We start from the raw sequence: 12769 nt of genomic DNA on the forward strand, positions 1-12769 counted from the left end.
TTAAATCACGTTCTACGTAAAGAGCAGTATCCGTCGAACATTCGAAACGTTATTCTTGACCCCCCTTGAGTCTATAGCGACCTACTCGGGAGGGTCATTACTTTCGGGCAGTCGTTCTCTATGAAGACATCGGGTGGCGTTTTTATTGATCGACCGGGAAATAGGATTGCAACTGAATATAAACGTTGATAGTGTATCTAGTAAAGGTTATGGAAGCCCTTTCATGGATTTTGAAAGGGATGACATAGGAGTAAAGGGGCTGACAAAGATGAACTTAATAATTATTGATGACGAAGAAACGACACGAAACAGCTTGATGGAGCTCGTACCCTGGTCCGAAATGGGTGTGACGGAGGTGAGAACCGCGGAGAATGGCATCGCCGCGCTCGCGCTTGCGACAAGCTTCAAGCCCTCCGTCATCCTTACCGATATCCGTATGCCGAAGATGAATGGGATCGAACTGGCCCAGAATATCAGGAAGCTCTACCCGGAATGCGAGATCATCTTTCTCAGCGGATTCTCGGATAAGGATTATTTGAAATCGGCCATTCAGCTCAGCGCTGTGGACTACCTCGATAAGCCTGTTGACATGGAGGAATTACGATCTTTGTTTGTTAAAGTCGTCCAGAAGCAGAGGGATCTTGCCGGTAGAACGGAAAGCCTCCTTTATCAGCGCCAGAAGATTGTAATCGACCTAATCAGCCAGACAACCAGCTTGTCCGAATGGCTGAAGAATTCCACCCAAGACGTCGTACAGCTTTCCGATCAAGGCATGTTCAACATGTATACGGTGTTGCTGAATTGGTCTTCTACGATTGCCGACGATGAGAAAACGGTAATCAAGCACGAGCTGCTAAAGCTGCTTAACGATCGGGACCTTACCGACGATATCCGTTATATTTCGGGGTTCCTTAACGATAACTGCCTGTCCATTGCCGCTAATTTTCCGGACTATAGAGAAGTCAAATGCAAGGAGTTTGCTGAGCGCTTGGTAAAGCGGCTGTTGGAAGCAGCTCCCGGCAAATATAGCCTCTCTATAGGGTGCAGTTCTCCGAGCTTAAGTCCCGAAGAGTATTCGCATCTGTATAAGAGTTCTCTGGAAGCCGCAAAAAAACAGTTTTATGGAGACCCCAATAAAGTATTTTTTCCGGACCCGGTTCCTGCGAGGAAATACGAAATCGACAAATCTCTATATATGCGGTTTAAAAAGACGCTTAGACAAGGATCAGCCGCGGAAGCTGTTCAACTGATCCTGGTAACGACGGACGAAATTGCCAAAACCGGAGATCCCGACACGAACAAGATCCGAAATTTATTTTTCAACTTTCTGCGAGTGCTGTTCGAGGTGACGATGCAGTGGGATGCGGCCGAATCGGGCGACGATAAAGAGATGATCTACATGTGGAGAGAAATCGATACATGTGTTTCATTGAAAGAACTGGCTCAATTTCTTGTCGATAACATACGACTTGTGTTTGATCAATCGAATACAAAAGCGTGTGTTGTAGAGAAACTTGACGAAATCAAGAAATATATCGCAGATCATTATTCCAGCAATCAGCTATCGATTCAGAATATTGCCGAGCATACCTTCCTGAGTCATACGTATTTGTGTGCGTATTTCAAGAAATCAACGGGGCGTACACTGAATGAGTATATTACCGAGCTTCGCATTGAGAAAGCAAAAGAGCTGCTTCGCAACGGGAATCATAAGCTTTATGAAATCACGAACGAAGTCGGACTGACGGATACCAACTATTTCTCCACGTTATTCAAAAGGTGTACGGGTCTGACTCCTTCAGAATATAGGGTGAATCAACGCTATGATGAAAAAATTGAATAGAGCTTACAGTGATCTGAATCTGCGCTACAAGCTGTTCATCCAGTACCTGCTGTTGCTGGCGATCCCTTTAACGCTGTTTATCGCCGTTAATTACAAAATTACCTCGAAAGATATGGAAGAGCAGACGCTCTATTCATCCCGTCAGGCATTCGAGCAGAGCCGGTCCTATATAGAGTACAAGCTTTATATCGTCAAAACCTATTTGAACGTCTTATCCACGAACGGAGAAATTCAGGAAATACTCGATCGCGGCCCTGAATATTACAAAGACAACTTAGGCGTGTGGAACTTTGACATCGAAGACATTCACAAGCAGTTTTATCTCACGAAGCCCAGCAATGACATTATAAAGACGAGCCTATATACCCCGAAAGCGATCACCTTCGATCACGATACCGATGATATCATTCGAATGGACGCCATAATGGCTACAGACTGGTATAAAAATTTAATGAGAAGCAGCTATACGTTCGAAATGTTCCCAAGCGTCATAGCTTCAGATGGAGAAAAAGAAAAAAACATCAAAACCATTACTTTTGCCAGAAACGTATATGACTTCGAAAGTCTGCAGGAAGTAATAGGCATTTTGCGCGTTGATATTCCAGAAGCGGTGTTCTCCTTGATCCTTGACAGAGTAGCCTACACGGAGCGGTCTTCCGTGTACCTCATCAACGGAAATGGCCAAATCATAAGTCAATCCTCCAAAGCCGATCCGTCCGGCATTTCGTTCGTTTCCGACACCCTTCATGCAAATAAAGCGAATACATTCAAAGAGGGCGTCTGGAACAGAGAAACGATCGGGAATACGGAATATTTGGTCGGCATTCAAAACGTAGACGATTCGGACTGGTACTTGAGCATCCTTATTCCTTATCAAGATATTTTGGGCTCTCAGAAAAAGTTGATGAAGCAGATGCTGTTCATTACTTTGCTGATCGCCATTTTTTCGCTTCCGTTGGCATTCCTCGTCGCCTCCTCGGGTACCCGCAGGATTCGCAGCTTAATCTCTCAAATGAAAAGCGTCAAGCAGGGGAATTTCAACGTCGGGATCCTGCACGAAGGCAAAGACGAGATAGGGGAGTTGTCCCGCAATTTCAAAACAATGATTTCTAAGGTATCCCAACTGCTAGAGGAAAAGTACGCATTGGGTCAAGAGGTTAAATCCATGGAACTTAAAGCGTTGCAAGCCCAGATTCATCCGCATTTCCTCTACAATACGCTGGATCTGATTTACTGGAAAGCGAAGCGCATTCAGGAGCAAGGCATCTATGACCTCGTGCAATCGCTGTCGAGGTTCTATAAGCTCAGCTTAAGCAAAGGCGAAGACATCGTTACGCTAAGGAACGAAATCGAACATATTCAGGCCTATATCGACATTCAAAATGCCCGATTTAAGAATGGAATCCGCCTTGAACTTGATATTCCCGATGAACTATACGCGTGTAACATGCCGAAAATTACACTGCAGCCATTAGTTGAAAATTCGATCATTCACGGGATTCTCGAAACGGAAAGCGAAACAGGAACTATTATGATTAAAGGCAAAATAGAGGACGGAAAGTTTACGTTGGAGGTTATCGACGATGGTGTCGGCATCTCGGCCGAGAAGCTGAGCGCCATATTCAACCTGAGCAGCAACGATCCGTTCCATGGATTCGGGGCCAACAACATCAACAAACGGATCAAGCTGCTTTATGGCGAAGAATACGGATTGAGTTACAGAAAGAATAACGGTCCGGGAGTGACGGTGGCTATCTTATTGCCTGCGTTGCCTGCCTAAAAATCTATCGAATATTGCGTAAGATAAAAAAGGTTTCGTAAATTACACCTGTAGCGGCATATTTGTAAACGCTTTAATATGGGGGCATACACATGAGGGATTGAGGTGCGGCATGGATAATGCAAGAAGGGATAAAGGACTTCTGTACGAGATAAAGAAGAACAAAATCCTTTACTTGATGTTTTTACCCGTCGGTTTGTACTTTCTGGTGCTGGCTTATCTTCCCATGCCGGGTATTGTAATAGCATTCAAGGAGTATACCTATGCCGGCGGAGTATTCGGCAGCGAATGGAACGGCATGGAAAACTTCCGGTATTTCTTCGAGTCCGGCAAGCTTTGGCTGGTAACGAGCAACACGATCATTTATAATCTGGTATTTCTCTTCTCGAATACGGTCATATCCGTGCTGGTCGCCGTATTCGTAGCTGAAATGGCCGGGAATTTTTTCAAGAAAACGGCTCAAACGTTTATGTTTCTTCCGTTCTTTGTATCTTGGGTTACGGTATCGGCTTTCTTTTATAACATTTTCAACTTTGACTATGGGACCCTGAACACGCTGTTAAGATCGATTGGAGCGGAACCAATCGATATTTATTCGAATCCGACGATATGGATGTTTCTTCTTCCGATCTTCTATGTTTGGAAAGGGATCGGATTTTCAAGTGTGCTTTACCTCTCGGCCATTATGGGGACCGATCAAGAAAGCCATGAATCGGCTAAGATCGATGGCGCCAATATTTTCCAAAGAATCCGGCATATTACGTTGCCGGCGCTGAAGCCGACCATTATCGTCCTTGTTCTCCTCGGTCTTTCCAGAATTATGCGCGGAGAGTTCGACATGTTTTATCAGCTTGTCGGCGACAATGGACTACTTGCCGACAGAACGGACATTATCGATACGCTCGTATTCAGGTCCTTGGTCTTCTCGAACGATTTCGGGATGGCTTCCGCTGCGGGACTTTATCAATCCGTATTCAGCTTTGCACTTATCTATGCGGTGAATTGGGCAGTGAAAAAAAGGAATAGCGATTACGCGTTATATTAGGAAGTCGGTGTAAGAAAGGTGGTCCCATAGCATGGACAGGGGAAAAGACGTTTTACTCTTCAATATCATAGCATTTATTACCGTTGGCATCGTTGCGGGAGCGGCGATTGTACCGTTTATCATGCTGCTGGTGGGTTCCTTTCAATCGGAGTCTTCCATCTTGCGATACGGATATTCCCTCATCCCCAGAACCTTCGATCTTGGCGCTTATACGTTTATTTTCAATCAACCGGGCAAAATCGTTCGCAGCTACGGAATAACCATATTCATTACAGTCGTGGGTACGGTCCTATCCCTCTTTTTCTCTTCCATGGCAGCGTACGTGCTTGCTAGAAAAGATGTAAAGTATCGCAACCCTATGGCGTTTTACCTGTTCTTTACGACCCTCTTCAGCGCCGGTCTCGTCCCATATTTCATGCTGATCGCCAATTATTTGATGTTAAGAAATACGATAACGATTCTGCTGTTGTCCGGGATGTTCAACGTTCTATATATCTTGATCCTACGAACGTATATCGCGAACAGTATTCCTGACTCCATATCTGAATCCGCCAAGATCGATGGGGCCGACGACTTCTCCATTTTCATCAAGATCATTCTGCCGTTGCTAAGCCCCGCTCTTGCGTCTATCGGCTTGTTCGTGGCCCTTGGATATTGGAATGACTGGTATACCGCAACCTTGTTCATTACGGAAGAGAAGCTCTTTCCACTTCAGTACACCCTCTACAAGATTCTAAGCTCCACAACGTTTGCGAAGCAGCTGCTGGAAGGCAACGGAGCGGTTTCGACGATCGAGTTGCCGCAGCACACGGTCAAACTGGCCTTAACCGTTGTTGCAACAGGTCCGATCGTGCTGGTATACCCTTTCGTTCAGCGGTACTTCGTTGCCGGTCTTACGCTCGGTTCCGTCAAAGGCTAAGGTTATATCCGCTAATTAGCGGTCTATATAAAAAATCGGGAGGTTATAAAAAAAATGGTTCAAAAAAACAAAATACTTAGCTTTACGCTAGCAATCTTATTGGGAGTCATGACATTATCAGCCTGTGCCAATCAAGACAGCTCCAACAACTCCAACAACTCCAATACCAAGAGCCCGACGGCTTCCGAATCCAATTCGGAAGCGCCTAATGAATCGTCTACGCCGCCGCTCGACAAGGTGACGCTTAAATTCGTCCTCCTCGGAGAAGCGCCTAAGGACAATGAAGCGGTAATGGCCGAGGTCAATAAAAAGCTCGAGGCGGACATCAACGCGACGATCGAGCTGACTTACATTCCTTTTGCCGACATCAGCACGAAATACCCGTTGGTGCTTACTTCTCCCCATGACTGGGATGTTATTTTTGGAAACGTGAACTACGTCTCCAACGCTGTAAAAGGCGGTTACCGTGAAATCTTGCTGACGGATGTCGAGAAATATATGCCTTTAACTCACAAGGCAACGTCCGAAAGCATGTGGTCCGATGTTGCCGTAAATGGGAAAGTGTATATGATCCCCCAAACGTTCAAGGAGCTGGATGTAGGTACGGCCTTCTACCGCGAGGATCTGAGAAAGAAATACGATGTTCCTGAAATCAAAACGTATCAAGATTTCGGCCCTTACTTCCAAGCGATTAAAGACAATGAACCAGATATGAGGCCGGTTGAAGGCACGCCTGACGACGTTAAAGCCCTCTTCGGCGGTATGCTTCAAGGATGGGGTGGTTTCAAAGTCCAGAATCTGGTGCATTTCAATGCCGAGAATAAAGAATACAAGACGACGGGACTTCTCGACCCGGAATTCGTTGCCATCTATACGGAAGCTGCAAAGACAATGAAGGATTGGATGGATAAGGGCTATCTTCCGAAGAACGCCTTTGCTCAGAAAACGACTGCGGCCGAGTTGGCAAAGGTTGGAGTATCAGGCTACTGGGCGAACGCCTTTGAGAACTATGCCCAGTACAGTAACGATATGATCGCGAAGGGTTGGGAGCTTGGGGCAGTAAACAGTCTTCCTCCGGGCGGAACGGCGATGATCCGACCTGCGAACGGCAACGGCTTCTCATTCTCTCCGAAAACGGATAATTATGAAAGAGCATTAATGGCCATCGATCTTCTTCACCAAGAACCATCCTACAATTTGTTGCTAGCCTTCGGGATCGAAGGGAAACATTACAACATGGTGGACGGCAAGCTGGCCATCATTAGTGCCGATCCGAATCCGTACCCGATGTATGGAGCTGGCTGGTGGTCCAACAACCGTGACCAATGGCCGCCGCTTGAAAGCTATACGCAGCAATATATCGACACGAAGAAAGCGTTGCTAGAGGTAGCAAAGCCTTACTTGCTTAATGGTTTTAACGTGGACGAAAGCAATATCAAAACGGAAATGGCCAATATCTCCAATGTATATAAGCAGTACGCGATTCCGATTGAGCTCGGCGTTGTGAAAGACGTGGATGTTGCGGTTGCCGAGCTGATCGAGAAATATCAAAAAGCGGGCGCGCAAAAAGTTGTGGACGAAGTCCATAAGCAAATAGCTGAATTTATCAAATCGAAGCAAATCAACTGAATGTAATTGCATGGGTAGGGGATGCTTCCGAAAGCGGTGCATTCCCTACTATTATGATCGAGAGCGCGAAAGCGAGGGGACGCAGACATGAAAGAAAATGTAATCAGGGATGAGTATCCGAGGCCGCAGTTCGTCAGGAACGACTGGCTGAATTTAAACGGAATTTGGCAATTCGCTTTTGACGATGCACGCCGCGGAGAGACAGAGAGATGGTATATGTCCGAAGTGCCGTTCGATCGGCAGATTCAGGTGCCGTTCTGCTTTGAAAGCAAGCTAAGCGGAATAGGCGACACTTCGATTCATGACGTCGTGTGGTATCGACGTACTTTCGCGCTCGCGCCGTTTTTTCGGGGGAAAAGGACGCTGCTTCATTTTGGCGCAGTCGACTACAGAGCCTCGGTATGGGTAAACGGAATTTTCGTGGGTTCGCATGAGGGGGGACATACCCCTTTCACGCTGGATATTACCCATACGATTCAGGATGAGGACAATGTACTTACGGTCCGGGCGGAAGACGATCACTTGGATACGTCTCTGCCCAGGGGCAAACAGTACTGGAAGGAAAAATCCGAATCTATCTTTTATACTCGTACAACCGGTATTTGGCAGTCGGTATGGTTGGAACCGGTTTCCACAATCAGCCTGCAGAAAGTAATGTGTACGCCTGACCTTGATCGGAACCGAATCGAATTGAAGGTTTTTCTAAGGGGCGGCCGTCCTGAGAAGCAAGTCAAGACGGAGTTCTCCGTTACGATCGGAATAAGGGGACAACACGTAACCAAGGCTGTTTTTCAACTAACCCAGGAAATCGGATCCTATACGGTGGATCTTAACGACTTTCATATCCATCAAAGCACTCACGAGCGATGGTGGTCGCCGCATACTCCCAATTTATACGATATCGAATATGAACTGATCCAAGAGGCCGAGACGATCGATCGTGTGTCGAGTTATTTCGGCATGCGGAAAATTTCGATAGTCGACGGGCAGATCTATTTAAACAACTGGCCCTATTTCATGAAGTTGGTGCTTGATCAAGGCTATCATCCGGACGGTATCCTGACATTTCCGTCAGACGATGCTATTCGGCGCGACGTGGAAATGACGAAAGCAATGGGCTTTAACGGAGCGCGGAAGCATCAGAAGGTGGAGGATCCCCGTTATCTGTATTGGTGTGACCGGTTGGGTCTGCTCGTTTGGGGAGAAATGGCTAACGGCCACGATTGGAGCGATACGAACTCCGGTAGATTCACGGCGGAATGGAAAAGCGCGATCGACCGGGACTACAATCACCCTTGTATCGTAGCCTGGGTGCCAATTAACGAAAGTTGGGGCGTTCCGAATATCGTGTCGGATGAACGCGAGCAAAACTATGCCACGAGCTTATACTACTTGACCAAATCGATGGATCCGAGCCGATTGGTCGTCTCCAACGACGGCTGGGAGCAAGTGAAAACGGACCTTATGACGATTCATGACTATGCTTGGAATGAGAGTATCTTGGAGCAACGATACGGAAGCCTGGAGACGGTGCTCTCCTCTCGGCCGGCTGCAAGGCTGCTGCTTGCGAAGGGGCAAACCTACGAGGGACAGCCGATTATCGTCTCTGAATTTGGAGGCATCAGCTATGATTCGAACCATGAGGAGTTCGCTATTAATTATTCGGCTGCCCGGAATGAAGAGGATCTACTGCAGAGATTGGCCGCGGTCATCCGACCCATGCTGCGCTCGCCGATCGTTCAAGGTTTCTGCTACACGCAGCTGACAGACGTCGAACAGGAGGTCAACGGTCTGCTAACCTATGATCGGAAACCTAAGCTGCCGATTGAGAAGATCAGGGAGGTCATGGAAGGCAGGCCTGTCTAAGACCGCAGGAGTAGACAACGCACGCGATATGTAATCAACGGAGGGATATGTCATGTTTGCGGTAAAGGATTTGCGTTGCGAATATAAAAAGAATCCTTTAGGAATTGATGTAGCTTGTCCTCGCATCAGTTGGCGTCTTGAAACGGATGAACGCGCGATATTGCAAAGCGCATATCGCATTCAGGTATCCGACCAGGTATCCTTCGCCGACATGCTCTGGGATTCTGGTAAAGTGATATCGGATATCAGCGTCCATGTGGAACTGACCGGGCTGCCTGTATATTCATGCAAACGTTATTATTATCGGATCCAGGTCTGGAATCAGCGAGAGGAAACGACAGGATGGTCTGAGACTGCATTTTGGGAAACAGGATTGATGAGCGATAAGGAGTGGACGGCGTCGTGGATCTCCGAACCCCGGGATACGTCTGCTTCCGGCGAGGTCTGTCCGATGCTGCGGAAAGCTTTCGCGTTGGGCGGGGCTGTCCGGGAAGCGAGAATATATGCAACGGCTCTGGGTGTATATGAATTGACGTTGAACGGTCAGAAGGTTGGAGACCGGTTTTTTACGCCGGGATGGACCAGCTACCGCCATCGTATCCAATATCAGACCTATGATGTAACCGAACAATTGCAGCAGGGTGACAATGTCATCGGGGCCGTTCTCGGAAAGGGCTGGTACATGAGCGAGATAGGCTGGGGAGACCCCAAGTATGGCGACCGCCTCGCCTTGTTGTTACAACTACATGTCTTGCTCGAGAACGGGGAGAAGTTTGTTCTGGTATCGGATGCAACTTGGAAAGTGTCGGAGAGTCCGATACGGATGTCGGAAATCTATCACGGCGAAACCTACGATGCCAGGCTGGAGCAGCCGGGTTGGGGGGAAGCGGGATTCGATGACCGTCACTGGCGAAAAGCGGACATACTCATTCAAACCAAGGAAACGCTCGTTGCCGACGAGAGCGATCCAGTCCAGCGTGTCCTGACCGTTCGCCCGGTCGAGATCCTTACAGCCCCGAACGGCGACAGAATCATTGATTTCGGGCAAAACATGGTTGGGTGGGTTAACTTCACAGTAAAGGGTAACGCGGGAGACGAGGTGGTTTTGCGGCATGCGGAGGTGCTGGATCGGGAAGGCAACCTGTATACCGAAAATTTGCGAAGAGCCAAACAAACCGTTCGTTATGTGCTTAAAGGCGATGGAGATGAAACCTTCGAACCGCGCTTTTCGTTCCAGGGATTTCGTTATGTCATGATAGAAGGGTTTCCGGAGACGGTTACCCTGGATGATTTTCGCGGAATGGTGCTGCATTCCAATATGGAGGAGACCGGTTTTTTTGAATGCTCCGAGCCGTTGATTAACCGGCTTTATCAAAATATCGAATGGAGTCTGAGGGGGAACTTCCTGGATGTGCCAACCGACTGCCCGCAGCGGGACGAGCGGCTGGGCTGGACGGGAGATGCGCAAGTGTTTATTAGGACTGCCGCTTATCTGCGGAATGTCAACCCGTTTTTCACCAAGTGGCTCCGGGATTTGAGAGCTGACCAAGCGGCTGATGGAGGTGTGCCTTACGTCGTTCCGAACGTGATGGAGCAGACCGCATTTTCCTCCGCCGGCTGGGGAGATGCGGCGGTGATTTGTCCCTGGACATTGTTTCTATACTACGGCGACGTTCGGATTCTGGAGGAACAGTACGAGAGCATGAAGGCATGGGTAGAATATATGAGATCCGACGGCGAGGATGAACACCTCTGGAATACCGGCATTCACTTCGGAGATTGGCTCGCGTCGGACGGCAGGCCGGGTTCCTATTCCGGAGGCACGGACAAGGACATCATTGCGACGGCGTTTTATGGATATTCCGTATCGATTTTACAGAAGGCTGCTGCTGTTCTGAACCGGAAGGAAGACGAGGCGGTCTACCGTTTGCTCTACGATCATATTGTCGATGCTTTCCACAAGGAATTCGTCACAACTACCGGTAGACTGGCGGTACCGACTCAAACGGCACATGTACTTGCATTGATGTTCGGGCTGCTCCGAGGAGACGCAAAGAAGCGGGCGGTTCGCAAGCTTTCGGAACTGGTAGAAGAGAGCGGGTATCATGTAACGACGGGATTCCTGGGCACCCCTTACATCAACCATGTGCTTGCGGATAACGGCAATGCGGAGGCGGCATACAGGCTCCTTCTTCAGAAGGAAAGTCCATCCTGGCTTTATCAAATCGGGCAAGGCGCGTCGACCGTCTGGGAACATTGGGATGGCATAAGGAAGGACGGAAGCTTCCGGAATCCGGAGATGAACTCCTTCAACCACTATGCCTACGGCGCAATCGGCGATTGGCTGTTCCGTTGCGTAGCCGGAATCGAACCGGATGAAGAGAACCCCGGCTATAAGAAGATCAAAATACATCCTCATATTCCGCAGGATGGACTGACCTGGGCGACCGGCAGGGTGAACACGGTGTATGGAGAGGTCCGATCTGCATGGCGGAAACAGCCGGACGGAACAATTGAGCTACAGGCGGCTATTCCGCCCAATACCACCGCCGATATCGTTCTGCGCGGAGCAGGCTGGCAGGGAATGTCCGGGCCGGGAGGCGCAGAACATCGGGAGGAAGGCGTCATCGATGTGGCGGAAACCGACGACGGATATTTGGTGACCGTTGGCTCCGGCACGTATTCCTTCGTTCGCCATTGATCGCCACCTCTTAACGGGGAGAGGACACTCTCCCCGTTCCCCTTTTTAACTCTCTATCTTACCCCCTATGCTTACCGAAGTCGCCAGAGAAAACCTTCTTTCGATAATTTTGCGGTGAATCGCCCTGATAGTTTTTGAAAGCCCGGCTAAAAATAGATAAATCATTAAAGCCTACTTCATTAGCGATTTCATGGATCGACCGGTTGGAATTGAGAAGGAGCTGTTTGGCATGCTCCATTCTAAACTGGGTAATACATACCGACGGGGGAATCCCATATTTGCTCCGGAAACACTTGGTCAAATAATCGGCGCTAAAATGAAATGAATCCGACAATAATTTCATCGTAATGTTTTCGTGAAAGTGATTTTTTAAGTAATGGTACATGCGATCGGCCAATAGATGGCTACTGGAAACGGCGGCTGCGGATTGAAGTGTATTCATCTCATACAACAGCTGTAAAAAGCGGCTCTGCGCTCCGAACAAATGCTTGTGGAGATCGGGATCGATCAATTCTTCCAACAGCGGCTCCCATTTATCGATAGGAAATTGAGCGTAATGCATGGATAGCGAGAACGAGCTTTCCGGAATCCATATCCCTTCTCCGGGTTTCGTTAGTTCATAAGTGCCTGGACATTCCGCTTGCTCGCTGCTTCGGATCTCCCAAGGACCCGGGGTCATAAAATGGATCCAGTAGTAGACAACCGTTTCGGTTGCCCCTTTATGCCCGAAGTGCCTCCATCCCGGAGTCTGGATAAACCATTCTCCCTTATGGATTTCATAGACCTTGTCATTTTCGGTGAAAAAAAGCGTGCCCTCCGTAACGAACATGGCGACGAAGGAAGGGAAAATGCGATCGACATGCTTTTCACCCAGCTGGAAGACGGATTTTCCGGCATATATAAAGCAAGGGAATGAGGGGGTCGTGAGATGAAGAAAACGGTCGGAAAGGTTCATGACTCAGCCTCCGATAAAACGGATTATGTCA

General features: G+C 48.3%; 8 protein-coding genes. 7 read left to right on the forward strand and 1 reads right to left on the reverse strand.

Translation table 11 applies throughout. The features are described from left to right. Positions 1-268: 268 nt before the first annotated feature. The 7 genes from RIN49_RS10910 (at position 269) to RIN49_RS10940 (ending at position 11783) form a co-directional block, all read left to right on the forward strand. Complete coding sequence (locus RIN49_RS10910; RefSeq protein WP_309120197.1) at positions 269-1843, forward strand: response regulator transcription factor; 1575 nt, start codon at positions 269-271, stop codon at positions 1841-1843. Then, a complete protein-coding gene (locus RIN49_RS10915) occupies positions 1824-3623 on the forward strand; it encodes a sensor histidine kinase (RefSeq protein WP_309120198.1) in 1800 nt (599 codons plus the stop codon). Before RIN49_RS10910 ends, RIN49_RS10915 begins: the two co-directional genes overlap by 20 nt. 112 nt (positions 3624-3735) lie before the next feature. Further along, positions 3736-4668 (forward strand): ABC transporter permease, encoded by a 933-nt coding sequence (locus RIN49_RS10920; protein ID WP_309120199.1) that lies wholly within the window; start codon positions 3736-3738, stop codon positions 4666-4668. A 31-nt stretch (positions 4669-4699) separates the two neighbouring features. Beyond that, complete coding sequence (locus RIN49_RS10925; RefSeq protein ID WP_309120200.1) at positions 4700-5587, forward strand: carbohydrate ABC transporter permease; 888 nt, start codon at positions 4700-4702, stop codon at positions 5585-5587. A 54-nt stretch (positions 5588-5641) separates the two neighbouring features. Further along, on the forward strand, positions 5642-7216 hold the full coding sequence (locus RIN49_RS10930; RefSeq protein ID WP_309120201.1) for an ABC transporter substrate-binding protein: 1575 nt from the start codon (positions 5642-5644) through the stop codon (positions 7214-7216). An 87-nt stretch (positions 7217-7303) separates the two neighbouring features. Next, positions 7304-9082 (forward strand): glycoside hydrolase family 2 protein, encoded by a 1779-nt coding sequence (locus tag RIN49_RS10935; RefSeq protein WP_309120202.1) that lies wholly within the window; start codon positions 7304-7306, stop codon positions 9080-9082. A gap of 52 nt (positions 9083-9134) precedes the next feature. Further along, complete coding sequence (locus RIN49_RS10940) at positions 9135-11783, forward strand: family 78 glycoside hydrolase catalytic domain (protein WP_309120203.1); 2649 nt, start codon at positions 9135-9137, stop codon at positions 11781-11783. 58 nt (positions 11784-11841) lie between these two features. On the opposite strand, the gene RIN49_RS10945 is transcribed toward RIN49_RS10940, so the two are convergent. Further along, positions 11842-12738: an AraC family transcriptional regulator gene (locus RIN49_RS10945; RefSeq protein ID WP_309120204.1), complete on the reverse strand. Its 897-nt coding sequence runs from the start codon at positions 12736-12738 to the stop codon at positions 11842-11844. Between the last annotated feature and the right edge of the window lie 31 nt (positions 12739-12769).

The sequence above is a fragment of the Paenibacillus sp. genome, assembly GCF_031177825.1.
In the GTDB taxonomy this organism is placed as follows: Bacteria; Bacillota; Bacilli; order Paenibacillales; family YIM-B00363; genus Paenibacillus_AE.